This window comes from Chloroflexia bacterium SDU3-3, from assembly GCA_009268125.1.
In the GTDB taxonomy this organism is placed as follows: Bacteria; Chloroflexota; Chloroflexia; order Chloroflexales; family Roseiflexaceae; genus SDU3-3.
This window is the reverse complement of sequence record WBOU01000010.1, coordinates 25,113-49,815: the sequence shown is the minus strand read 5'-3', so window position 1 is coordinate 49,815 and position 24,703 is coordinate 25,113. Positions and strand designations below refer to the sequence as shown.

At 66.9% G+C, this 24,703-nt stretch carries 14 protein-coding genes and 1 pseudogene; 7 read left to right on the top strand and 8 right to left on the bottom strand.

Annotated elements, in window-relative coordinates:
- Positions 1–139: 139 nt before the first annotated feature.
- A complete protein-coding gene (locus F8S13_16880; GenBank protein ID KAB8141964.1) occupies positions 140–1,228 on the bottom strand; it encodes a L,D-transpeptidase in 1,089 nt (362 codons plus the stop codon).
- 412 nt (positions 1,229–1,640) lie between these two features.
- Positions 1,641–3,608, bottom strand: a complete 1,968-nt coding sequence (locus tag F8S13_16875) for a hypothetical protein (GenBank protein ID KAB8141813.1) — start codon at positions 3,606–3,608, stop codon at positions 1,641–1,643.
- A 391-nt stretch (positions 3,609–3,999) separates the two neighbouring features.
- On the opposite strand from F8S13_16875, the gene smc reads away from it, so the two are divergent.
- A complete protein-coding gene (gene smc, locus F8S13_16870) occupies positions 4,000–7,569 on the top strand; it encodes a chromosome segregation protein SMC (protein ID KAB8141812.1) in 3,570 nt (1,189 codons plus the stop codon).
- Between the two features lie 285 nt (positions 7,570–7,854).
- Here the strand turns inward: smc and F8S13_16865 are convergent.
- The 3 genes and pseudogenes from F8S13_16865 to F8S13_16855 form a co-directional block, all read right to left on the bottom strand.
- Positions 7,855–8,403, bottom strand: a pseudogene (locus tag F8S13_16865) (hypothetical protein).
- 115 nt (positions 8,404–8,518) lie between these two features.
- Positions 8,519–10,039, bottom strand: a complete 1,521-nt coding sequence (gene pap, locus F8S13_16860) for a polyphosphate:AMP phosphotransferase (protein KAB8141811.1) — start codon at positions 10,037–10,039, stop codon at positions 8,519–8,521.
- Between the two features lie 302 nt (positions 10,040–10,341).
- Positions 10,342–10,812: a MarR family transcriptional regulator gene (locus F8S13_16855; protein ID KAB8141810.1), complete on the bottom strand. Its 471-nt coding sequence runs from the start codon at positions 10,810–10,812 to the stop codon at positions 10,342–10,344.
- A 602-nt stretch (positions 10,813–11,414) separates the two neighbouring features.
- Between F8S13_16855 and F8S13_16850 the strand changes: the two genes are divergently transcribed.
- The 6 genes from F8S13_16850 to F8S13_16825 all read left to right on the top strand — a co-directional run bounded on the left by F8S13_16850 (position 11,415) and on the right by F8S13_16825 (position 20,671).
- Positions 11,415–12,773, top strand: coding sequence for a LytR family transcriptional regulator (locus F8S13_16850; GenBank protein ID KAB8141809.1), 1,359 nt, complete (start codon positions 11,415–11,417; stop codon positions 12,771–12,773).
- Between the two features lie 512 nt (positions 12,774–13,285).
- Complete coding sequence (locus tag F8S13_16845) at positions 13,286–14,887, top strand: SH3 domain-containing protein (GenBank protein KAB8141808.1); 1,602 nt, start codon at positions 13,286–13,288, stop codon at positions 14,885–14,887.
- Positions 14,888–15,062: 175 nt separating this feature from the next.
- A complete protein-coding gene (locus F8S13_16840; protein KAB8141807.1) occupies positions 15,063–16,130 on the top strand; it encodes a glucose-1-phosphate thymidylyltransferase in 1,068 nt (355 codons plus the stop codon).
- Positions 16,131–16,196: 66 nt separating this feature from the next.
- Positions 16,197–17,201, top strand: a complete 1,005-nt coding sequence (locus tag F8S13_16835; protein ID KAB8141806.1) for an MBL fold metallo-hydrolase — start codon at positions 16,197–16,199, stop codon at positions 17,199–17,201.
- Positions 17,202–17,260: 59 nt separating this feature from the next.
- Complete coding sequence (locus F8S13_16830; GenBank protein ID KAB8141805.1) at positions 17,261–18,523, top strand: MFS transporter; 1,263 nt, start codon at positions 17,261–17,263, stop codon at positions 18,521–18,523.
- 63 nt (positions 18,524–18,586) lie between these two features.
- Positions 18,587–20,671, top strand: a complete 2,085-nt coding sequence (locus tag F8S13_16825) for an alpha-galactosidase (protein KAB8141804.1) — start codon at positions 18,587–18,589, stop codon at positions 20,669–20,671.
- Between the two features lie 106 nt (positions 20,672–20,777).
- Here F8S13_16825 and F8S13_16820 read toward each other — a convergent pair whose 3' ends face one another.
- The 3 genes from F8S13_16820 to F8S13_16810 form a co-directional block, all read right to left on the bottom strand.
- Positions 20,778–21,872 (bottom strand): Gfo/Idh/MocA family oxidoreductase, encoded by a 1,095-nt coding sequence (locus F8S13_16820; protein ID KAB8141803.1) that lies wholly within the window; start codon positions 21,870–21,872, stop codon positions 20,778–20,780.
- 375 nt (positions 21,873–22,247) lie between these two features.
- On the bottom strand, positions 22,248–22,646 hold the full coding sequence (locus tag F8S13_16815) for a hypothetical protein (GenBank protein KAB8141802.1): 399 nt from the start codon (positions 22,644–22,646) through the stop codon (positions 22,248–22,250).
- A 147-nt stretch (positions 22,647–22,793) separates the two neighbouring features.
- Positions 22,794–24,695, bottom strand: coding sequence for an ABC transporter ATP-binding protein (locus F8S13_16810; GenBank protein KAB8141801.1), 1,902 nt, complete (start codon positions 24,693–24,695; stop codon positions 22,794–22,796).
- Between the last annotated feature and the right edge of the window lie 8 nt (positions 24,696–24,703).

Below are 24,703 nucleotides of genomic sequence, written 5' to 3'. Positions count from 1 at the left end.
CTGGCGGGCCGTTTGGTTGGGCCTCTGCCGATATGCTTGGTGGTGCTGTGTATACCCCGTATAGTGTTAGGGCTGATTGTGCCATAAGAATCTGCAATTGGCAATTGTCGAGATTCACCCCCTGCGTAGGCGGCCTCGGCTAATAGCTGATATTCACGCTGGTGCCGATGTCGGCCCATTCGTAGAGCCACTGGGCGTCGTCGATGTTGAGGTTGATACAGCCGTGCGACATGCGCGTGCCGGTGCCCCACTTGTCGTGCCAGTAGGTGCCGTGCAGCGCCACGCCGCCCACCACGTATTGCACCCATGGCACCGAGGGCACATACCACGACTCGCTGCCTATCGAACCGACCATGTCCTGGATCGGGAGCTTGTCGTAGATGGCGAAGCTGCCGGTGGGTGTGTTCATGCCATCCTGGCCGCTGGCCACCAGCGCGTGGTACACCGGCACGCTACCCTCGTAGGCGATCAGGCTCTGGGTGGTGAGGTTGACCTCGATGCGGCGCTCGTAGTTTTTGGGCGACCAGGCCACCGCGCCGCTGAAGGGCTGCACCTCGGCGGTGGGCGCGCCGCGCAGGCGAGCGGCCTGCTGGCCCAGGGCGGCCAGCCGAACCTCGTGCAGGGCGGCCAGCTTGAGGCCTCGCGCGGCCACCTGCTGGCGGTAGAGCGGGTACAGCTCGTCGGGGAAGTGCTCGAACTTGGCGCGCTCGAAGTACTGCACGGTGCGCAGCTGGCCGTCGATGCTGCTGGTCTCCTGCAGCGGCTCGCTGATCGGGTAGCCGAAGATCTGCAGCCCGCCGCGCTTCTGCCAGAAGATCAGGAATGCGCCGCTGAGCGTGTGCCCGGTCTCGCGGAAGTACATGTCGCCGCCGTCGGGGCTGCCCGGCGCGAAGCTGCGGCCTGCCGCCAGCTGGCTGCCCAGCAGGGCCAGCTGGATGCTGCCCGACTCGGGGTTGTACTCGAACTTGGCCTGGCTGAAGTACTGTACCACCTTGCCATCCTCGACCAGCTCGTCGGTCACTGGATCGCCGAAGATGAGCTGGCCGCCGTTTTCTCGCCAGAAGCTCAGGAAGCCCGCGCGGTCGCTCAGGTGGTGCCTGCTGGAAGGGATGTAGACCGTCGAGAAGCTAGGTAGCCCTTCCAGCGGGGTCGGCCCCAGGTTGGCGCGGCGGGCCATATCCTGCTGCTGCGCGGCGGTGACGGCATCGGCGGCCTGCTGCTGGCTCATACTGGGCGTGAAGTCGGAAGCGCCGCTGGCCGGGACGGGCTGCAGGGTGGGGGTGCCGCTGGGGATGGCCTGGGCCACCAGCGGCGCGACCGCGTGCGCCGCGAGCGCCCCCACCGTGGCGATCAGGGCGAGTGTGCCGAGAAGGGTGATTCGTTGGATTCTGCTCATGGTCGGCCTTTAGGAGATGGCGTGGCTATCTGTTTGCTCTGCCGCTCTATTATACGCCGGATGCCGCCAACATGCCTATGTAGTGGCTTATGTGTCTGTGATGTGCGCGTGAGGCCCGCCAGAGGCGGGCCTCACGCGCAGCAGCGCGCTGGGGCGGCCCGGACGCTCTTCTTGCTTATGAGCATGAACGAGCCATCGGGGAAAGATTGGCGACTGCAATTGCTGTGAGGATGGGGCAGCACGTTTAGGGTGCGCCGCCCGCCACGGCCATTGGCACCAGGGTCTGCTGGAGCGCCTGGACATTGTCGCGCGTCACCGGGGTGAGCGATGTGATGATGTTTTCCAGCGCCGCCGCGCGCTCCTCGGGGGTGCTGTAGATGTCATCGAACTGGATGCTGATCGGCTGGCCCTGCCCAGCGATGCTGCTGACCACGGCGATGCTGCTGCCTGGGGTGCTGCCGAGGCTGTAGCGGTACGCGCCCGCGCTATGCTCGGCGGGGTCGAGCTGGCCGTACTGCAGCACGTCGCCGCCCTGCGAGAGCGTGATGGTGCGGAACTCGCCCTCGTAGAGCAGCGTGTAGGCCGGGCGCAGCCCGCTGGTGTTGCGGTCGATCAGCAGCCCGCGCATCGGCTCGGGCAGGGCGGTGGGCACCAGCAGCGCGCTGGTGCTGCTGCGCTGGGCCTCCTCAAGGGTCGTGAACAGCTCGCTGGGGATGTTGGGCAGGCTGAGGCTGCGCACGCCGGTGATCTGGATGGCATCCATGGTGTTGGCGATGCTGAACTGGCCGACCGGGGCGTTCTCCACCAGCTCGATCTGCTCGGCGTACCATGGCCGCTGGCTGGCCGACTCGCCGCCGCGCTCGGTTAGCACCGTGACATCCAGCAGGGCGTGCAGCTCGCGGTCGATGGCGAGCAGCACCTGGCGCTGCTCGCCATCCGCCTGCTCGCCGGGGAGCATGGTGGTGGTGTAGCGCAGCAGCAGCGCATCGCGCCCGAGCATCTGGGTGTTGCCCAGCAGCCCCGCGCCCTGGGTGCGGGCCTGGGCCAGGTAGAGCGCGCCGATGTCGGGCTTGATGCTGCGCTCGCTGATGTGCGGGCTGTCGGCCACCAGCGCGCTGCGCAGCACGGGCATGGCTGCCTGGGCCTCGGCTGGGGGCATCTGGTAGACCAGGTTGCGGGCCTGGTCGGGGGCAAAGCGCGCCCAGCGCGGGCTGCCGTAGTACTGGATGTTGCCAGTGCCGTCGGCGCGCAGGGCGAACATGGCGCGTCGGGTGCTATGCACGTCGACCGATAGCCGGTTGGGGCTGGCGAAGTCGTACCAGCGCTCGATGGTGATGTCGTCGCCGTTTGGCATGGCGGCGCGGTAGCGCTCGTGTAGGGTGCCGCTGCCGCGCTGGCCCTGGTCGAAGCGGTGGATGGCGGCATCGAGCACATCCGCCGCGCTGAGCGCTAGCGCAGGCGCGGCGGGCGGGCTGAACAGCCCTGGCACCACCATGATCAGCGCGCTGGCCAGCAGCACGCCAGCCACCAGCGCGGCCAGCGCCTTGGCGCGGCGGGGGCGCTGCGGCCTTGGCGCGGCGGGGGCGGGCTGTGGCGCGGCGGGCGGGTCGATGGCGAACAGGCCGGCGATGGCTATGGGCAGCAGCTCGGCCACGCGCTGCATGGCGTCGCGCTGGGCGCGGGTCTCCTCGTCGGCGAAGATCTGGCCGCGCAACGCGGTGGCCTCGTCGGCCCCCAGCCTGCCGCGCAGCCACGCGTCCATTTGCACCAGGTCGGGCGGGGGTGTGTCGGCGGGGGCGATACCCAGGCGCAGCGCCGCCGTGGCGCGGAAGCTGGCCAGCGCGGCCTCGGCACCCTCGCCAGCGATCGCGGCTAGCTCGTCGGGGGCGAGGCCGCGCAGGTAGTGCAGCCCCACCGCCAGCCGGGTGGCGGGCGGCAGTTCGGCCAGCAGCCGTAGCAGCGCATCGGCCTGGGGCCTGGGCAGGGCGGCGCGCTGGCGCTGGGTCGGGCCGGGCCGCCAGCGGCCATAGCGCGCGGCGCGTGGCAGCATGGCGCGCAGCAGCGCCTGCTCGGGCTGGCCCGGGGCGCTGGCGGCCTGCCGCACGGCCTGCTGGATGTGCAGCGCGGCGCGCCGCATGTCGCCGGTGAGCAGCAGCGCGAGGCGGAACAGCTGGTCGTAGCTGGCCTCCACAAGATCATCTATCGAGGGCATGGGGTGTGTCATGTGCCAAGGGGGAGCGTCACGATGCACTGTTGGGCATCCTGGCCGCTCGTGAGTTGGGTCGCTGGAAGGCCGAGGGCTGGTGGGCTGGGCCGCTGGCGCCTGGCCCATCCAGCGAAGGTGCCAGATCGCTGGCGCTGGCCATGATCCATCCCGTAGCGGGAAGGCCCAGCCCAGTGCCGCCGCCCGTTTTCTCCTCGCCCTGCGGCCCTAGGCGGGCGCAAGGCGAGCAAACTATGCTCTGTCATGATGGGGAGTTCGGCTGGGCTTGTCAACCTTCTATGCTATAATGCGGCCAAGTCTCATCCCTCTCTAATGCAGTATTGTGCTGCGTACGAGCGATTCTCGCACGCGGCTTTGAAGATAGTCGGCCACAGATCGCATGCACCTCAAACGGCTAGAAATCCACGGGTTTAAGACCTTCGCCGCGCACACCGTGCTCGAATTTCGCCCCGGCATCACCGCCGTGATCGGCCCCAATGGCTCTGGCAAAAGCAATATTAATGACGCCGTGCGCTGGGTGCTGGGCGAGCAGAGCCAGGCGGCGCTGCGCTCGAAGCGCACCGAGGACATGATCTTCAGCGGCGGCGGCAGGCGCGCGCCCTCGGGCTATGCCGAGGTTTCCCTAACCATAGATAACAGCGACCGCGTGCTGCCGCTGCCCTACAACGAGGTGACGATCACCCGCAAGGCCACGCGCGCTGGCGACAACGAGTACTACCTGAACCGCAGCCGGGTGCGCCTGCGCGATGTGCAGGAGGCGGTGGGGCCGCTAGGCGGCTCGTACACCATTATCAACCAGGGCTTGGTGGATGCGGTGCTGACGCTGCGCCCCGAGGAGCGCCGCCGCATGTTCGAGGACGCCGCCGAGATCGGCACCTTCGTGTCGCGCAAGTCGGATGCCGAGTCGAAGCTGCGCGAGACCGGCGCGAACATGGAGCGCTGCGCCGATGTGCTCTCCGAGCTGGAGCCGCGCCTGCGCTCGCTGAAGCGGCAGGCCAGCCTCGCGCGCAGCTACCACGAGCTGAACGGCGAGCTGCGCGGGCTGCTGCTGCGCCACTACACGGCGGCCTGGGCGACGGCCCGCCGCACCCTGGCCGAGGCCGAGGCCGCCGAGTCCGCGCTGGCGGGCGAGCTGAATGCGCGCCGCGCCCACCAGGCCGCCGCCAGCGCCGAGCTGGCCAGCGCGCGCGCCGCGCTGAAGGAGCTGCGCGACCGGCTGGGCGAGCTGCACACCGAGAGCAGCGGGCTGCACAGCCAGGCCGAGCTGGCCCAGCGCAACCTGGCCGTGGGCACCGAGCGCCTGGCCGCGCTGGCCCGCCGCGAGGAGGAGGCCGAGCGCAGCCTGCGCGAGCTGGGGCTGCGCCACGAGGAGCTAGAGCTAGAGCGCGCCGCCATCGCCCAGCGCGGTGCCGAGGCCGAGGCCCGGCTGGCCACGGCCCGCGCCGAGGCGCAGGCCCACGCCGAGGCGCAGGCCCACGCCGAGCGCGAGCTGCGGGCCGCGCGCCAGCAGCTGGATGCGGCCCAGCGCGAGGAGGCCGCCGCCCAGGCCGCGCTGGCCCAGGCCGGGCAGCGCGCCAGCCAGCTGGGCCAGCGCCGCGCCACGCTGGGCAGCGAGCACCAGCGCCAGGCCGATGCGCTGCGGCAGGCCGAGGATGCGGCTCAGAAGCTGCGCGATGGCGCGGCCAGCCTGGAGCAGCGCCTGCAGGCCGCGCAGCAGGCCCGCGCCGACGCGCAGCAGGCCGAGGAGCAAGCCCGCGCCGAGCTGGATCGCCTGCGCGGCGAGCGCGCCAGGGCCGAGGAGTCGCTCTCGCAGGCCCGCCGCATCCTGGCCGACCTCGACGCGCGGCTGGAGAGCCTCACGCGGCTGCAGCGCAGCTACGCGGGCACCTTCGCGGGCGTGAAGGCCGCCATGCAGTGGGCCGAGGCGCAGCGGCGCGAGGGCTTCGCGCTGGTCTCCTCGCTGGTGCGCACGCCCAGCCACCTGGAGACGGCGGTGGAGGTGGCGCTGGGGTCGCGCCTGCAGAACATCGTGGTGGAGCAGTGGGGCGACGCCGAGGATGCGATCGCGGCGCTGAAGAAGAGCGGCGCAGGCCGCGCCACCTTCCTGCCACTGGACACCATCCGCCAGCAGCGCGGCGATGGCCGCCCGCGCCTGGATGACGAGCGCGGCGTGCTGGGCGTGGCCGCCGAGCTGGTGGACTACGACGAGCACTACCGCGACGTGATCTGGAGCATGCTGGGCCGCACGATCGTGGTTGAGGATCTGCCCACCGCCCGCCGCGTGCTGCGCGGCCTGGGTGGCGGCTGGTCGCTGGTGACGCTGGCGGGCGAGCAGGTGAGCGGCGGCGGCGCGGTGACGGGCGGCGCGCAGATCAAGGAGTCCGGCGTGCTGCGCCGCGAGCGCGAGCTGCGCGAGCTGCCCGAGCAGGTGGAGCAGGCCCGCGCCGCCGCCGCCGAGCAGCAGCAGGCCCGCGCTGCGCTTGAGGGCGGCATCGCCGCCGCCGAGCGGGCCGCGCGCGAGGCCGAGGCCGCCCGCCGCCGCGCCGGGCAGGAGCTAGAGCAGCAGCGCGAGGCCGAGGCGCGGGCGCGGCGCGAGCTAGAGCGCGCCGAGGGTGCTGCCGAGCTGCAGCGCCGCCGCGCCGAGCAGGTGGCCGCCGACCTGGCCGCGCTCGACGCTCAGGAGCAGTCCCTGGCCGAGGAGCGCGCCCGCCTGGCCGAGCGCGAGCAGGCCGCATCCGCCGCGCTGGCCGCCCTGCGCGAGGCCGACGCGGCCCGCGCCGAGCGCGAGCGCGCCGCCCAGGCCCGCCTGGCCGAGCTGCGTGCCGCCGCCGCCGCCGTCGAGGGCGAGCTGCGCGCCGAGCGCGCCCTACTCCAGTCGCACGACCAGCAGCTGGCGCGGCAGGCCCAGCAGCAGCGCGAGGCCGAGCAGCGCATCGCCGACATCGGGCGCGAGCGCGTGGCCTCGCAGCAGCAGCTGGCCGCGCTGGAGCAGACCCACGCCGCCCTGCTGGCCCAGATCGACCAGCTGCGCACCCTGATCGGCCCCGCCGAGCACGAGCTGGAGGAGCTGGAGCAGCGCCGCGCCGAGCTGGAGCAGCGCGAGGCCGGCCAGACCAAGGCCCTGCTGGAGGCCGAGTCGGCCCATGGCCGCGCCTCGGTGGAGGCCCAGCGCGCCAAGGATCGCCAGGATACCATCTGGGAGCGCGCCGCCGCCGACGATGTGGACGTGGAGACCCTGCCGCCGCCCGAGGATGCTGCCGAGGCCCCCGCCGACATGGCCGAGCAGATCGCCGCCATGCGCGGGCGCATGGCGCGGCTGGGCGCGGTGAACCCGCTGGCCCTGGAGGAGTACGAGCAGGCCAACCAGCGCTACGAGTTTATGACCACGCAGATAGGCGACCTGCAGCAGGCCGCCCAGTCGCTGCGCGAGCTGATCGCCGAGCTGGATGCGGCCATGCGCGACCGCTTCGAGCGCACCTTCGCGGCCATCGCGGTGGAGTTCGAGAAGTGCTTCGTGCGGCTGTTTGGCGGCGGCGAGGCCAAGCTGTTTCTCACCACCGGCGGGGGCGATCAGGCCGATGGCGCGGCCAGCATCGATGACTATGGGGTGGACATAACCGTGCGCCCGCCCGGCAAGCGCCAGCAGAACATCGCGCTGCTCTCCGGCGGCGAGCGGGCGCTCACGGCCTCGGCGCTGCTGTTCGCCATCCTGGCGGTCAACCCCACGCCCTTCTGCATCCTGGATGAGGTCGACGCCGCGCTGGACGAGGCCAACGTGGGGCGGTTCCGCGCCATGATCAGCGACCTGGGCGAGCAGACCCAGTTCCTGCTGGTGACGCACAACCGTGGCACTATCGAGGTGGCCAGCACTATCTACGGCGTCTCGATGGGCGACGACGGCGCATCGCGCGTGCTGAGCGTGCGCCTGGAGGAGCTGGTGGCCGAGTAGGCGCGATCTGCCTGATCGGTGATTTGGCAGAAAAAAGATGATCACCGCAGTTTGTTTGATCGATACTGATAAACAAACAGGCGGTGATCATCTTTTATATAGTAGAGAAAAAGTGCGAGCCGTGCTTGCTCATTTTCGCCCCTTCCGAATCTTCGAGTCTTCGAGTCTTCGTGGTAAAGAATCGCTGCCAAACGAGAACGCACAGGCTCGCTAGGCCCGTCGCATGCTGGGCTGCGCGGCCATGCCCTGCTCCTCGCGCTCCTTCTGGGCCAGCTCGGCCCGCGAGCGCTCCTCTAGCACGGCGATGTTCATCCACGCCGCCACCACCGCCCCCGCGCTGTCCAGGATCAGGTCGCTGATCGTATCATCCAGCCCCGAGACGATCTGCTTGGCGACCACGAAATCGGACAGCCACTCGCCGACCTCCCACAGTGCGCCCAGCGCGATGCCCAGGCTGGCGATCACCACGATAAACAGCACACGGTGGTCGTAGAAGCTGGCCATCATGCGCTCGAACAGCAGGTAGCCGAAGGCCAGCGTAAACGCGAAGATCGTGAAGCAGTGGGCGATCTCGTCATAGAGGCCGGGCTGGTTGTACAGATCCCAGGCCCAGCCGCCCGCATTGATCAGCGCGGCCAGCACGAACAGCATGTCGAACAGCGTGGGCAGCCGGTGCTCAAGCTTCATGAATGCGAATGAGGCCAGCAGAAAGCCGCCCAGCGCGGCGGCGGCCAGCCAGTTGGCACGGAAGAGCATCAGCAGCGTGGCGCTGGCCAGCAGGCCCTGCCCGAACCACGCGATCGTGCGGTAGCCCTTCCAGTTGGTGTGCAGCATAGCGGTATCCTTTATATGTAGAGAAAAATGCGCTACCGCCGCTATAGCAATCGTCGCGCCAAAAAAGAAGCAGCCCTGAGGCTGCTCTTGTGCGCGTGCTGCTTTCGATTACGGCCTAGAGCTTGACCTTGCCTAGCTCATCCTCAAGCTGCCGCACGATGGTGCGGATGGTGCGGATGCGACCGTATAGCTTGTCCTCGGAGGCGACCACGTGCCAGGGCGCGCGCGGCGTGCTGGTGAAGCGCACCATGTCCTCCACCGCATCCTCGTACTCGTGCCAGCGCTCGCGGTTGCGCCAGTCCTCGTCGGTCAGCTTCCAGGCCTTGTAGCGCACCGCCTTGCGCTCCTCGAAGCGGCGCAGCTGCTCGCCGGGGCTGACGTGCATCCAGAACTTGCAGATGATCGTGCCGAAATCCACCAGCTGGCGCTCGAACTCGTTGATCTCGGCGTAGGCGCGCTGCCACTCGTCGGTGCGGGCGAAGCCCTCGATGCGCTCGACCAGCACGCGGCCATACCACGAGCGGTCGAAGATGGCGATCTGGCCGCGCTGGGGCAGCCGCCGCCAGAAGCGGTAGAGGTAGTGGTGCTGCTTGTCCTCGCCGTCGGGCTTGGCGATTGCGTGCACCACATAGGCGCGCGGATCCATCGGCTCGGTGATCCGCTTGATCGTGCCGCCCTTGCCCGCCGCATCCCAGCCCTCGAACACCAGCACCACCGGGCGCTTCTGCTTGTAGGCCGCCAGCCCCAGCAGGTAGAGCTTGGCCTGCAGTTTGGCCAGCTTGTGGTTGTAGTCCTGCTCATCCAGCCGCTTGCTCAGGTCCAGCGAGCGCAGCACGCTGGCCGCGTCGTAGGCGGGCGGCGTGCTGGCGGGGGCGGGCGGCGCGGGTGGCGCGGGGCGGGCGGCCAGGGGCATGGTCGCGCCCTCGTGGGGCTGCACGCGCTGCTCGATCTTGGCGATGATCTGCTCCAGCACGGTCAGCTGAGCGTAGCTCTTGTCGTTGGCGGGGATGATCGTCCAGGGCGCGTTGGGCGTGGTGGTGCGGGCCAGCAGATCCTCGGTCACATGCCAGAAGCGGTCGTAGTGCTTGTGCTGCCAGAGGTCGTCGGGCGTCACCTGGATGGCGGTGACGCGGTTGGCCAAGATCTCCTCGAAGCGCTTCTGCTGCTCTTTTTTCGAGATGTGTAGCAGAAACTTGAGCAAGATCACGCCATCGTCGTTGAGCATGCGCTCGAACGAGACGATGTCTTCGCACTGCTGGATATAGTCGGCCTGCGAGAGATTCTTCTGCGCGCGCCCGTTGATGACCTCGCGGTACCACGAGCGGTCGAAGATGCCGATCTCGCCATAGGCGGGGATGCGCTGCCAGAAGCGCTTGAGCCAGGGGTATTCGCTATCCACCGTGGTGGGCGGGGTGATCGGGTGGATGCGCAGGCCGCGCGGGTCGAGCCGTCGGCTCAGCGCCCCGATTGTGCCGATCTTCGATGTGCCAGCCCACCCTTCAAAAATAATCGCGATCGGTATCTTGGAAGCGATGATCTCAACTTCGAGATCGTACAGCCGCTGCTGCAGTTTTGGTAGCTGCCGCTGATACGTTTCTTTGCCGACCGTTCGGTCAAGATCGACGCGGTCTAGCATAGCTGAACCTCATGATGCATAGACGCTTGTGCTACGATGAGGAATTATACCATTGGCAGCTATGTGGCGCATTCATAGGTGGTTGCGATAGCTCCATTTAGGTGTGATGTTCGATGAGAACTGCTCGCCCTCTGCTGTCGTCTTTTGGCTATGGGCGTGCGATACTCGGCAGTAGGTGTGCGATGCGCAAAAGAGCTACCTATCTATCGTTTCTCTGGTAGAAGTGGCGGTCATTGCCAGAAACTGCTATTACTCGTGTTACAGGGTGTTTTACAATAGAGTAGAAAACAACGCTTTTGTATTTAGTCGTTGGTGATCGGTGTATTGTGGTGGAGCCGGTCCAGGAAGCGCTGGAGGAACTGGGCGAATTCAGATAGGTCGGTGTCGGTGAACATATTGAGCGCTTTTTGCATCTCCTCGCGGCGCGCGCCCACGGCCCCATTGAGCCGTCGCTCGCCCTCGGCGGTGAGCGCCACCTCGATCACGCGGCGGTCGTTGACATTGCGCGCCCGCTCCAGCAGCCCGTCGGCGATCAGCCGATCCACGATCCCGGTGAGCGTGCCCGCCGATTGGCGTGTCAGGTCGGCCAGCAGGCTCATGCGGCAGGGGCCGCTGTTCTGCACGGCAAATAGCGTCATCAGCTGGGGCAGCGTGAGGTCGATCTCGGGCTGGGTGAGGGTATGTGTGATCTGCTTCTGACTATGCCACACAATGGCGTACATCATCTGGTCGATCATGCCGATCTGGCTGGTACGGGCGACAGGTGAGTTCATACACAACCTTCTTCCCACAGGGGGCTACGTCTGATAGTGGATTGATAGAAACAGAGTTCAGGACGGGTTAAGGAAACGGAGTTTTACACCAGCGAATTTTGGTGCGGGCCTATCGTATCAAGGTATACGCTGCATGTCAATGCGCAATTTTTTGCAAAAAATCCTATTACTTGACAGATCGATCAGGCCGAGTGAATGCGCGGCGTCGCTAGAATGCTTCAGAAGAACATAAAATCTTTACATCGATATTTTTGGGCGTCAACTATTTGTCACGTGTATTGCCCTGTAAGGAAAGTAACGGTAGAGAGATGTAAGGATTACCTGAACAACTTTCATATCTCTACCTTTTGCTTGTATCGTTTTCATGCGGATTTCACCGCCCTGCCTTGCGTCGTAAGGCAGCAGCGATCTGCATCACAAAGCCAAAAATGACCAGGCGTGAGGCGGGCACTGATGCGAAGGGTAAGCTATTCTTTGAATGAATTAAACAAAAAAATATTTACAATTTTGAAGGCAGATAAAGCGCTAGAACTTGACGGGCATGCTACCATAGTTAGGGGTTTGCGCCGAACTAGCTGCAAAGACATCCTAGGAATACGTCAATGAACTGCGATGCTTCTCGCCACCTTCTTGACCGGGGCCTGACCCCCGGCTCGCAATCCCCCGAGCGCGCCCAGCTCGGTTTTCACCTGGCCCAGTGCGCCTCGTGCCGGGCCTACAGCGCCGCGATCGAGGCCCGGCTGCTCGATGCGCTGCTGAGCATGCCAGCCGCACCGCCGCCGCGCGCCGAGCAGCCTGTTCTGCCGCCGCCGCCGCCCAGCCCAGCTATGCTCGCCACCCCATCGCCGCGCCCCATGGGCCTGTTCCCCACCAAGGCGGTGCTGGCCTCGCTGGTAGTGCTGGGCGTGCTGGTGGCCGCCAGCATGGTGGGGCCAGATCTGCTGCGGCTGCTGCACATCCACCAGAATGTGCAGGCCATGACCTCGCCGCGCGCCCCGCAGCAGGTGGCGCTGGTGGCACCGACCGCCGCGCCCACCCAGGCCGCGCCGACTGAGGCCGCGCCCACCCAGGCTGCTGCTACCGCCGCACCGCTGCCCACCGCCACCGCCACCCTGGTGCCCACCGCCACCCTGGTGCCCACGCCCGCCCCCAGCGGCCCGATCACCATCGCGCTGCTGGGCACCGACCAGCGCCCCGGCGAGACCGGCGGCGCGCGCAGCGATGCGATCATCGTGCTGCGCATCGACCCCGAGCGCAGGCGGGTGGCCATGCTCTCGCTGCCGCGCGACCTGTATGTCAAGATCCCCGGCTATGGCTACAGCCGGATCAATAGCGCCATGATGTATGGCCGGGGCGATGTGGCGGCGGGCGCTGCGATCGCCAAAGACACCCTGGAGCACGCGCTTGGTACGCCGATCGACTATACGATGACTATCGACTTTCAGGGCTTTATCGATGCAATCGACGCGATCGGCGGCGTGACCGTGCATGTCGACCGCGAGCTTCACGATAACAAATTTCCCACCATGGACTATGGCTACGCCAAGGTGCACTTCCCGCAGGGCGACCAGCACTTCGATGGTGAGACCGCGCTGATCTACAGTCGCATCCGCCACCCCGATAGCGACTTCGCGCGCATGAAACGACAGCAGATCGTACTCACCGCCGTGCTTGGCCGCTTCCGCGAGCAGGGCCTGCACGAGAATATCGCCCAGCTCGACGCGGTCACCACCGCGCTGCGCGCCTATGTCCACACCGATCTGCCCGAGGAGCGGCTGCTGGGCCTGGCCTGGGCCATGCGCGACCTGACCCCCGCGCAGATCGAGCGCTACACCCTGGATCAAAGCCTGGTAACGTTTGGCGTGGGCGATGACCGCTGGGCCGAGCAGCCTGTGGATGGGGCCTTTGATCTGGTGGCGAAGCGCCTGCTTGAGGGCGATCCTGAGAAAATGCTGAAATAGGAAAGGCTTTCCACTTACGTCCCGTTTTAATCCAACTGTCATTTTGTTTGCTTGTTCTTTTTGTTGCAAGATTTGATTATATACCGTCACAAAGCCGAATAATCGTTGTATTGACAAACGGCCAAACATAAATTAATATGGCGTTAATCGCATGGTTGTAGCTTTATATCTCTTCCATGTGTGAGATGCCTTTCAGAAGGCTCTCAGCATCCATTCAGCGACGCGTTTCTGAGGCTGCGGTCGCGCAGCTGCAGCAACCGTTGTTACGGCGGGCCTATTGTTGCATCCACAGTCGATAGCGTCTTGCAGCGCCACGGATTTTTGGGCGCATGGGTTTGCAACAGCGCTTTGTTTCCATAGCCGCCAGCGCTTTTTGCGCAGCTGGCGAACCTATGGTATAGTCGGCCAAGTTTGCAGCAATATTCAATGGCGTTTTTATCCACACACTATGCATAATCGTTTGGGTAAGACGGCCACGCTACGCCGCAGACACAAGCATGAGGAGATGCTCCATGATTGAGCAGAGTCATCGGCCCCTGTTGCCTACGGGATTACAAGATCTCGATAGCTTGCAGCGGCGGGCGAATCGCGGACGTGTGCGCTACCAGCGTGTTAACGGTTCGTCCACTCTCCAGTGGCAACAGCTCCAGCAAGCACTCCGCTCCCCACTTCGCACCCTTTCGCGCATCCCCACGCGGTACTTCCTCCATGGCGCAGTTATGCTTGCCCTCCCTGTTGCGGTGGCGCTCAGCCAGATCCGCCCGGGCGTGATGCTGCCCACGGCCCAGCCGATTGTGACTCAGGGCAGCGCCGATCTGGCCGTCCCTGCCTCACCGTTGGGCATGGATGATACGCTGGTCGGCGACCCACCGCTGGATGATGCCGAGATCCCCGCGCCAGATTCGTTGGTCTCGCGCTCGGAGGCGTTCGCGCCGGTGGTGGTGGATGCCATGATCGCAGGCGACATGATCTACCTGCGAAATGGCCCTGGCACTGATTACGATGCGGTCGCCCGCATGGCGAAAGACACGCCTGTCGAGGTGATCGGCACATATAACGACTGGTATCAGATCCGCGAGGCCCCGGGCAAGCCGGTCTACTGGGTCTCGGGCGCGCTGCTTGACATGGCCGATGGCGCGCAGTACACAGTGTTCCAGATCGAGCAGTCGGCCATCCCCGCGCCGCCGCCGCCCAAGGTGGCCACCGTGCGCGAAGAGGGCCTGCAGATGCGCGATGGCCCCGGCACGAACTATGTCTCGATGAGCAAGTTCAGCGCTGGGCAGCAGATCGAGCTGCTGGAGCGCTACCAGGATTGGTACCACGTGGGTATCCCCGGCGGTGCCGATGGCTGGGTGAAGGGCGAGTTTTTGAACATCGACGCGGCGATCAACAACCGTCTGCTCGATGCGATCAGCATCCCCGACCCGAACCCGGCGCTGGTGGGCCGCACCCGCGAGGATCAGATCAACCTTCGCCAGGGGCCGGACTCCAAGTATGCCAAGGTGGCGATGATCAACGCCGGCGCGCAGCTTGACCTGGTGGGCAAGTACAACGACTGGTACAAGGTGAAGCTTGCCGATGGCAAGGCCGCCTGGGTCTTCCGCGACTACCTGGATGTGACCGAGCGCGTGGCCCGCCGCGTGGGCGTGACCAAGGACTTCCCGGCGCTGCCCAAGGCGGTGGCGAAGACCACCACTAAGTCGGGCAAGAGCGGCGGCACGATCAACTTCTCGAACGTGCCGGTGAGCGGCGACCTGGCCTCGTACGCGCTGAACTTCGTGGGCGCACGCTACCGCTACGGCGGCACCTCGCCCAGCGGCTTCGACTGCAGCGGCCTGACCTCGTATGTGTATGCCAAGTACGGCGTGCGCCTGCCTCGCACGGCGGCCTCGCAGTACGGCGCTGGCACCAAGGTTGGCCCCGGCGAGCTGCAGCCCGGCGACCTGGTGTTCTTCACCGGCACTGCGGCCAAGCGCGGCATCACCCACGTGGGCATCTACATCGGCGGCGGCAAGATGGTTCACGCCTCGACCCCGCGCTACGGCGTGCAGGTGTCGAGCCTGAACAGCTCGTACTACCAGTCGCACTACTACGGCGCGGTTCGCCCGCGCTAGCCCGTGCGCCTGGGCATCGCCCGGAAGATCGCCGGGGTGCATCTGCTGCACCCCGGCCTTTTTTGTGTGTTATGATGGTGCAATTCTGGCGGGGGCAGTGCGGGCTGGATCTGGCCACGACATCCGCCTTCTCCATGCTGAGTTCGGCTACAACGATAGAGGAGCATACACTTTCATGAAGGGTCTCATTCTGAGCGGCGGGAAGGGCACTCGCCTGCGCCCGATCACCTACACGAGCGCCAAGCAGCTGGTGCCGGTCGCCAATACCCCGGTGCTGTTCCGCGTGATCGAGTCCATCCGCGATGCTGGCATCGATGAGATCGGCATCGTGATCGGCGACACTGGCCCCGAGGTGCGCGCGGCGGTGGGCGATGGCAAGCGCTGGGGCGTGCGCATCGAGTACATCCCCCAGGACTCGCCCGCTGGCCTGGCCCACGCGGTGAAGATCAGCCGCGACTTCCTGGGCGACGACCGCTTCGTGATGTTCCTGGGCGATAACTGCATCCAGGGCGGGATCTCACCGCTGATCGAGCAGTTCGGCTCCAGCAGCTACAACGCGCAGATCGTGCTGAAGCGTGTGCCCAACCCGCAGTCCTACGGCGTGGCCGAGCTGGATGAGCGCGGCCAGATCCTGCAGCTGACCGAGAAGCCCCGCGAGCCGAAGTCGGACCTGGCGCTGGTGGGCATCTATATGTTCGACGAGAGCATCTGGGAGGCGGTCGAGTCGATCAAGCCCTCTTGGCGCGGCGAGCTGGAGATCACCGACGCCATCCAGTGGCTGGTCGAGCATGGCCGCAAGGTGTTCCCCTATGTCCACGAGGGCTGGTGGATCGACACCGGCAAGAAGGACGATATGCTGGAGGCCAACCGCCTGGTGCTGGACGAGATGCAGCCGCGCGTGGATGGCTATGTGGACCGCGACTCGCACGTGATCGGTAAGGTGATCATCGAGCAGGGCGCGGAGATCGTGAACAGCACGATCCGCGGTCCGGCGATCATCGGCGAGGGCACGCGGCTGGTGAACGCCTACGTTGGGCCGTTCACTTCGATCTACCACCACTGCCTGATCGAGAACAGCGAGGTCGAGCACTCGATCGTGCTGGAGCACAGCGTCATCCGCGATCTGCCCAGCCGCCTGGAGGATAGCCTGATCGGGCGCTATGTCGAGGTGCGGCGCTCGCCGCTGCGGCCCAAGTCGTACCGGCTGGTGCTGGGCGACCACTCGACGGTGGGCGTGCTGTAGCGTTTGTCGCTGCGGTGAGAGGCGGGCTGGCATGCGTATGCCAGCCCTTTTTTTATGGGGTGCTGTATGGCGCTGACGGTAGAGGTGCTGGGCGAGCCTGGGCGCGACAACGCGGCCTATGTGCGCGCCGACAGCGGGCGCGAGCTGGTGCGGCTGCTGTTCGACTGCGGCGAGGGCACGGCCGCGCAGCTGGGCCGCGCCGAGGCCCAGGCGGTGGATGCGCTGCTGTTCTCGCATTTGCATATGGATCATGTGGCCGGCTTCGACAGCTTCTTCCGCATGGTCTACAGCCGCACCGGTAGGCCGAATATCATCTACGGCCCGGCGGGCACCGCCGAGATCATGCAGCACCGCATGCGCGGCTTCCTGTGGAACCTGGAGGAGGGCGACCCCGCCGTGTGGGATGTGGTGGATGTGCTGCCCGACCGCCTGGAGCGTGCGCGCATGCGGCTGGGCGAGGCATTTGCCCAGCGCTACCCCCAGCCCGCGCAGCCGCGCCAGGGCGCGCTGGTGTGGCAGACGCCCTCGCTGCGCCTTGAGGCGCTGCAGCTGGACCACCGCACGGCCTCGCTGGCCTATGTGCTGCGCGAGCGGCCCCGGCTGCATGTGCGCGCCGAGCGCCTGCCGGAGCTGGGCCTTGCGCCCGGGCCGTGGCTGCAGCGCCTGAAGCAGCCGGGCGAGGGCGAGATCGCCATCGGCGGGCGCAGCTTCGAGCTGGCCAGCCTGCGCGCCGAGCTGATCGTGGTGGAGCAGGGCCAGTCGTTCGCGTACTGCACCGATTTCCTGCTGGATGCGGCGGCGCTGGAGCGGCTGGCCCCCGCGCTGGCGGGCTGCGACACGCTGGTGTGCGAGTGCCAGTACCGCGCCGCCGACGCCGAGCTGGCCGCGCGCAACTTCCACATGACCGCGCCGCAGGTGGCCGAGCTGGCGCGGCGGGCGGGCGTGGCCGACCTCATCCTCTTCCACGTGTCCGACCGCTACCGCCGCGACGATCTGGCCGGGATGCTGGCCGAGGTGCGGGCGATCTTTCCGGCGGCGCGCTTCCCCGCGCACTGGGCTATCGACGGATAGCCCGCAGGCGCAGCCGTGGTATGATGGGGCGAGGGCGGAAGCGAGCACAGGGGGCCTCCATGGCGACAGAACACGCCGATGCCGTGCTGAGACGGCACGCGGCGCGCAACTTCTGGGTGAATGTGGGAGATGGGGTCTCCTATATCTTTGGGATCAGCATGATCTCGCGGCTCACGGTGATGCCGCTGTTTGTGGAGAAGCTGGGCGGCAATGCGCTGGTGCAGGGCCTGCTGCCCACGATCTACTACATTGGCTGGCTGATGCCGAGCCTGTTCATGGCCCCGGTGGTCGCGAGCATGGCGCGGCGTAAGCCGTATATTCTGTTCGCCACGATCTTCGAGCGCGTTGTCTTCCTCATCCTCGGCATCCTGCTGCTTTCTGCGCCGGATCTCCCCCACCCGACGATCCTTGTCCTCTTCTTTATACTCTTTACGGTCTACGCCTTCGGATCGGGCTTCACCTCGACCGCGTGGCAAGATTTTGTGGCCCGGATCATCCCCAAGCGCCGCTGGGGGATCTTCTTTGGCATGCAGAATGGCGTCGGTGGCATCTTTGGCGTGGCCAGCGCGTGGGTGGCCACCACGCTGCTGCGCGACATGCCCTTCCCACAGAGCGTGGGCGTGCTGGCGCTGCTGTGCTTTGTGGGCCAGGCTATCTCCTACGGCTGCCTGGCGCTGTCGGTGGAGCCGCCGCAGGATGCCCAGCCGCGCACGCCCTGGCGCGAGTTTATGGGTGGGATCATGCCGCTGCTGCGGCGCGATGCGGCGTTCCGGCGCTACCTGTTCTGCCGCGCGGCGATCGCGCTGGGCTTCGTGGGGCACAACTTCCTGACCGCCGCGCTGCTGGCCCGCTTCCAGGTGGCCGACGCCGAGATCGGCGTGATCACGGGCGTGCTGATCGGGGCGCAGGCGGTGGCCCACGTGCTGATGGGCGCGCTGGCCGACCGCTGGGGCCACAAGCAGGTGCTGGTGCTCTCCACGCTGCTGGGTATGGTCACGCTGGTGCTGGCGGTGGTTGCCCCCGACGCCTCGTGGTACTACCTGATCTTCGCGCTGATGGGCGCGGCCCAGGCGGGCTACACGCTCTCGGGCTTCACGCTGATCTTCTCGTTCAGCACGCCCGCGCTGCGCCCGACCTACATTGGCGTGGCCAACACGGCGCTGGCCCCCGCCGCCGCGCTGGGGCCGCTGCTGGCCGGGGCGGTGGCCGCCGTGGCGGGCTACGAGCTGCTGTTCGGCGTGCTGACTGTGATCGGCGTGGCGGGCATGCTGGCGCTGCAGCTGTGGGTGCGCGTGCCGCATGTGGCCGAGCTGAATGACTAGCCGCGCCCGTACGCATGCTTTTTCTTTGGCGCGACCGTGCGCAATCTGACATAAGAGATTTCTATGCCAATCCACACCACATCCGATGGCTGGGTGCTTGAGACCCAGAACACTGCCTACGCGTTTGGTCTCACTTCCCACGGCCTGCTGGCCCAGCGCTACTGGGGCGCGCGCCTGCCCTACCCCGAGGACTACCCCGCGCCGGTCGAGCCGCCCGAGTGGACGTCGTTCAATAGTACGGCCCAGCGGGTGCTGCACGAGTACCCGGCCTATGGAGGCACCAAGTACCATGAGCCGTGTCTGGCGGTGCGCTTCGCCGATGGCGTGCGCGACACCGTGCTGGCTTTCGCCGGGGCCGAGGTCAGCGGCGAGACGCTGGCCATCCACCTGCGCGACACCGCCTACCCGCTCAAGGTCTCGCTCTACTACCGCCTGCACCCCGGCAGCGACCTAATCGAGCGCTACGCCGTGCTGACCAACGAGGGCGAGCAGCCGATCACGATCGAGCGGGCGCTGAGCGCGCAGTGGCACGTGCCCTGGGGTGGCGACTACCGCCTCTCGTACCTCACTGGGCGCTGGGCCGATGAGTTCCAGCTGCGGCGCGAGCCGCTGGTGCGCGGTGTAAAGCTGCTGGAGAGCCGCCGCCTGACTACCAGCCACCATAGCAACCCGTGGTTCGCGCTCGACCGTGGCGCGGCGGATGAGGATACGGGCGAGGTATGGTTTGGCGCGCTGGCCTGGAGCGGCAACTGGAAGATGTTGGCCGAGGTGACCGACTTCGGCTCGACCCGCGTGAGCATCGGCCTGAACGACTGGGACTTCGCGTGGCAGCTGGGCGCTGGCGCGAGCTTCACCACGCCAGCCAGCCTGGCGGGCTACACCGCCCACGGCTTCGGCGCGGCCAGCCGCATGTTCCACGACTTCGTGCGGGCACAGGTGCTGCCGCATGGCGCGGAGCTGCACAAGGTGCTGTACAACTCGTGGGAGGCGACCTTCTTCAACGTGGATGCGCCCTCGCAGATGGCCCTGGCCGAGCATGCCGCCGCGCTGGGCGTCGAGCTGTTTGTGATGGATGACGGCTGGTTCCCCGGTCGCTCCAGCGACAACGCGGGCCTGGGCGACTGGTGGCCCGACCCGGCCAAGTTCCCCGACGGTCTGACCCCGCTGATCGACCGCGTGAAGGAGCTGGGCATGGAGTTCGGCCTGTGGGTCGAGCCGGAGATGGTGAACCCCAACAGCGACCTCTACCGCGCCCACCCCGAGTGGGTCATCCACTTCCCCACCCGCGAGCGCACCGAGGCGCGCGGCCAGCTCATCCTCAACCTGGCTCTGGCCGAGGTGCAGGACCACCTGATCGGGCTGCTCGATACGCTGCTGAGCGAGAACGACATCCGCTTTATCAAGTGGGATATGAACCGCAATGTGAGCGAGCCAGGCTGGCCCGCCTATGAGGGCGAGCAGCGCGAGCTGTGGGTGCGCTATGTGCAGGGCCTCTACCACGTGTGGGGCACGCTGCGCGCCCGCCACCCCCACGTGGTGTGGCAGAGCTGCTCGGGCGGCGGCGGGCGCGCCGACCTGGCCATCCTGCGGCTGGCCGACCAGATCTGGGTGAGCGACAACACCGCCGCCGCGCCGCGCCTGCCCATCCAGGAGGGCTTCTCGCAGCTGTTCCCGGCCATCACCATGGAGGCCTGGGTGACAGACGCCGACCGTGGCAGACTGCCGCTGGAGTTCCGCTTCCACGTGAGCATGTGCGGCTCGCTGGGTGTGGGCGGCCACCTGCTGCACTGGGATGACGCGGAGCGGGCCGAGGCCACGCGCCTGATCGCGGCCTACAAGCAGGTGCGGCATGTCATCCAGCTGGGCGACATGTACCGGCTACGCTCGCCGCACGCCGAGCCGTTCTCGGCGGTGCAGTATGTGTCGAAGGATCGGGCCGAGGGCGTGCTGTTCGCCTTCCGCACCCACATCGCCCGCCCCGCCGAGCTGCCGCCGCTCTACCTGCGCGGCCTCGACCCGACCGAGCGCTACGAGGTGGAGGGCCACGGGGTGCGATCGGGCGCGGCCTGGATGCAGGCGGGCCTGCGCGTCGAGCTGCCCGGCGACTTCTCCAGCGTGATGCTGAAGATCGTGCGGGTGGAGGCGTAGTTCCAGCCCGCTCGCTCTACGCGATCTGTGATACGCTGCGTACATTCGGTACACAAAAACGCCCTGGGCCATTGTGGTGGCCCAGGGCGTTTTGTGCAAAAAGCGGCTAGGCCTGCGGCACCCAGCCTGCGGGCAGCGCCTCGGGGCGGGCGCAGGTGCTCTGCATCTGGATGTGCTGCTCTTGGTTCGATGCGTCGTGGAACGAGTGCATCAGGTCGAGCACGTGGTAGGCCAGCTCGCCGCTGGCGCGGTGCGTGCGCCCGGTGTGGATGGCCTCGGCCATGTCGGCCACGCCGATGCCACGGCTGTTCTCGGCGTAGCCGTGGGTCAGCTCCACATCGCGCCACTCGTTGGTCTCGTTGGTCCACAGCTGCACCGGCCCGCCGAAGGTGTTGGGGTCGGGCACGCTCAGGGTGCCGGTGCTGCCGTAGATCTCGATGCGCGGCAGGCGGCTGGCGTACACGTCGAACACCGTGATGATCGTGCCCACCGGGCCGCTGGCGAAGTCGAGCAGGCCCGCGATGTAGGTGGGGGTGTTGACCTTCATCATGGTGCCGTTCAGCGGCTGGCTGGTGATCATGCGCTCGGCCCAGGTGACGCGGGTCGCGCCGGTGACGCGGCGCACCGGCCCCAGCAGCGAGACCAGGGCGGTGAGGTAGTACGGCCCCATGTCGAACATCGGGCCAGCGCCGGGCTGGTAGAAGAAGTCGGGGTTGGGGTGCCAGCGCTCGGGGCCGCGCGACATCATGAACGCGGTCGCGCCCACCGGCTCGCCGATCGCGCCGTCGTCGATCAGCTTGCGGCATGTCTGCAGGCCCGCGCCCAGGAAGGTGTCGGGCGCGCAGCCCACGCGCAGGCCTTTCTGGGCGGCCAGGCCCAGCATGCGCTTGGCCTCGTCGCGCTCGATCGCCAGGGGCTTCTCGTTGTACACGTGCTTGCCCGACTCGATCGCCTGGATGGCCACCGAGCCGTGGGCGGCGGGGATGGTCAGGTTGATCACGATGTCGATCTCGGGGTCGGCCAGCAGATCTTCGACCGAGCAGGCCTTGGGCACGCCGTACTTTTCGGCCTGGGCCTGGGCGCGGGCCAGGTCGATGTCGGCGCAGGCGCGGATGGTGATGTTGGGGAACTTCTGCGGCGACTCAAGGTAGATGCCGCTGATGTTTCCTGTGCCGATGATCCCGACGTTTGTCTGCTTCATAGCGGTTCCTTTTGTGGGTTGGTATGTTGTGGCTGGTTGCGGCTGTGGCGGGCATGGCCAGCGCGATCGGCAGCGGGGCGATGGGCGCTGCGGGGCGGGTGTGTGGCGGTTGTTCTGGCTGCATCATCGCACAAGCTTCGTCGCTGGTAGTGCTCCTGAGAGCGGTTTCACTAGAGACACGGTACCATAGTTTGCGATTGTGTGCAAAATCTGCACTGTGGCGCTGCCTATGGTCTCGCGTAGCCCTGATAGCGCTTTCACCTGAATGATAGATGAGCGCTGGATGGGCTGCAATCCGCCGTTGTTCGTATTTCTCGCTGAGCAAAAAAAGGCGGGCGTGGATTGTTCCACGCCCGCCGCGCCTGGGTGGCGAGGCTAGAGCTGCGGCTCGCGGAGCGAGAGCGCGATGCGCTGGCCCAGCCGGTAGAGGATGCTGGTGTTGATCATCACGCCCACCACGCCCAGCGCCAGCATCTCGGGCTGCCAGGCGTTGGCGCTGGCCTGCAGGCCGTCGCTAGCCAGCAGCGCGCCGAGCGAAGTCCACGGGATGCCCAGCAGCATCAGCATATTGGAAGAGAGGCCCCCGCCAGCCAGCAGCCCGATCAGCATCAGCGCCGTGCCGAGCAGCAGGTAGAAGCCTGCGAAGAGCGCCCCGAAGCGCGCGCCGATGCCGCTGTTCAGGCCCGAGTCGGATGGTTTGCGCATCAGCATAAAGGCGATGGCGCATGTGGCGGCGATCAGGGCCGCGATCAAGAACATGTTGCCAAGAACCATGGTGTGCCTCCTCGTTGTATCTAGCCTTAATGACGAGTGTAGCAGCCAAAAGGTTGCAGATGAACGAGGCAGCGCTTTCATGGCCCTGATGTGGCGCTGCGGCACACCTGATAGCGCTCTGGGCGCTGTGTGTGCCGCAGTATCAGGCTAGTTGGCGGCCAGCGCCTCGGCGGGCAGCGCATCTGGCTCCTCGCGGCGGAACTGGCTCATGTACAGGTCGTAGTAGGCCCCGCGCTGGGCCAGCAGCTCGGTGTGGCTGCCGCGCTCGATGATCTGGCCCTGCTTGACCATCAGCACCATGTCGGCGTTGCGGATGGTGGAGAGGCGGTGGGCGATCACGAAGCTGGTGCGGCCCTGCAGCAGCCGGTCGAAGGCCTGCTGGATGACCCGCTCGGTGCGCGTGTCCACGCTGGATGTGGCCTCATCGAGGATGAGGATGCGCGGGTTGGCTAGCGCCGCGCGGGCGATGGCGATCAGCTGGCGCTGGCCCTGGCTCAGGCCGCCACCGCGCTCGCCCAGCACGGTGGCATAGCCGTCGGGCAGCCGCTCGATGAAGCCGTGGGCCGAGGCCAGCTTGGCGGCGGCCACCACCTCGTCGTCGCTGGCATCCAGCCGACCGTAGCGGATGTTCTCCATCACCGTGTCGGAGAACAGGAAGCTGTCCTGCAGCACGATGCCGATCTGGCCGCGCAGGCTCTCGGCGGTCACGTCGCGCACGTCCGCGCCGTCGATCAGCACCGCGCCCGCAGTCACGTCGTAGAAGCGCGGGATGAGGTTGATGATCGTGGTCTTGCCCGCGCCGGTCGGCCCGACGATCGCGATGGTCTGGCCAGGCTGGGCGGTGAAGCTCACGTCGCGCAGCACCGGCTCGCCCGGCTTGTACTCGGCGGACACGTGGCGGAACTCGACGGTGCCCTGGATGGGCGCGAGCGCAGTGGCGCTGGGTTTGTCGGCCACCTCGGGCTGCTCATCCAGCAGGCCGAAGATCCGCTCGCCGCCAGCGATCGCGCTCTGCACCGTGGTCCACATCACGGCGATCTGCTGGATGGGCTGGTTGAAGCGCTGCACGTACTGTAGGAAGGCGAAGACCATGCCCAGCGAGATCGCGCTGCCGCCCAGCAGCGGCTGGCCACGGATCACGCTCAGGCCACCCACCACCACCACGATGGCGATCGCCAGGTAGCCCAGCGCCTCCAGCACGGGGTTGAGCGCGCTGGTGTAGCTGGCCGCGCGCACGTTGGCGTCGCGGTTGGCCGCGTTGGTGCGCCGGAACTGGTCGATGCTCTCGTCCTCGCGGTTGAAGGCCTGCACCTCGCGCGCCCCGGCGATGCTCTCCTGCAGGCCCGCGTTCACGTTGCCCATCTCCTGGCGGCTGGCGCGGTAGGCCTTGCGCGCCTGCGAGGAGAAGAACCAGGTGGCCACGGCCATCAGCGGCACCATGCTCAGGCTCAGCAGGGCGTAGGGCAGGTTGTCGCTCATCATCTTGAAGCTGATCCACACGATCAGCACCGCGCCGGAGAGCACGTTCATCAGCGCGAAGCCCATGACCTGCTGGATGGTGTCGGTGTCGGATGTGATCCGGCTCATGATATTGCCCGCCTCGTTGCGCGAGTAGTAGCCCAGCGAGAGGCGGTGGATCTGGGCGAATAGATCCTTGCGGATGTCCACCAGGGCGTGCTGGCCGGTCCAGTTCATGGTGTAGAAGGCCACGCCGCCCAGCAGCGCGCCCGCGATGTAGATGCCCACCAGCAGCAGCACCAGGCCGCCCAGCCCGGCCAGCTTCTGATCGAGGGTGGCGCTGGCGCTCACGGTGGTGTACCAGCAGCTCTGCGGCTCGGGGTAGAGGTAGCAGTCCACGGCCTGGGCCAGCAGGTCGGGTGTGGCCACCTGCACCCATGTGTTCAGGGCTACGCAGGTGATCGCCAGCACCACGCCGTACCAGTAGCGGCCTAGGTATTGCCAGAAGCGGCGCAGGGTGGTGCCGGTGTCTATCGGCTTCTGGACCTCGCGCTCCAGCAGGTGGCGCGGGCCGCCGGGGTGTCCCATCATAGGTTTGG

Coding starts and splice junctions, on each gene's coding strand:
- F8S13_16880 (KAB8141964.1), bottom strand. CDS start 1,228: ATGAGCCAGCAGCAGGCCGCCGATGCCGTCACCGCCGCGCAGCAGCAG.
- F8S13_16875 (KAB8141813.1), bottom strand. CDS start 3,608: ATGCCCTCGATAGATGATCTTGTGGAGGCCAGCTACGACCAGCTGTTC.
- smc (KAB8141812.1), top strand. CDS start 4,000: ATGCACCTCAAACGGCTAGAAATCCACGGGTTTAAGACCTTCGCCGCG.
- pap (KAB8141811.1), bottom strand. CDS start 10,039: ATGCTAGACCGCGTCGATCTTGACCGAACGGTCGGCAAAGAAACGTAT.
- F8S13_16855 (KAB8141810.1), bottom strand. CDS start 10,812: ATGAACTCACCTGTCGCCCGTACCAGCCAGATCGGCATGATCGACCAG.
- F8S13_16850 (KAB8141809.1), top strand. CDS start 11,415: ATGAACTGCGATGCTTCTCGCCACCTTCTTGACCGGGGCCTGACCCCC.
- F8S13_16845 (KAB8141808.1), top strand. CDS start 13,286: ATGATTGAGCAGAGTCATCGGCCCCTGTTGCCTACGGGATTACAAGAT.
- F8S13_16840 (KAB8141807.1), top strand. CDS start 15,063: ATGAAGGGTCTCATTCTGAGCGGCGGGAAGGGCACTCGCCTGCGCCCG.
- F8S13_16835 (KAB8141806.1), top strand. CDS start 16,197: ATGGCGCTGACGGTAGAGGTGCTGGGCGAGCCTGGGCGCGACAACGCG.
- F8S13_16830 (KAB8141805.1), top strand. CDS start 17,261: ATGGCGACAGAACACGCCGATGCCGTGCTGAGACGGCACGCGGCGCGC.
- F8S13_16825 (KAB8141804.1), top strand. CDS start 18,587: ATGCCAATCCACACCACATCCGATGGCTGGGTGCTTGAGACCCAGAAC.
- F8S13_16820 (KAB8141803.1), bottom strand. CDS start 21,872: ATGAAGCAGACAAACGTCGGGATCATCGGCACAGGAAACATCAGCGGC.
- F8S13_16815 (KAB8141802.1), bottom strand. CDS start 22,646: ATGGTTCTTGGCAACATGTTCTTGATCGCGGCCCTGATCGCCGCCACA.
- F8S13_16810 (KAB8141801.1), bottom strand. CDS start 24,695: ATGATGGGACACCCCGGCGGCCCGCGCCACCTGCTGGAGCGCGAGGTC.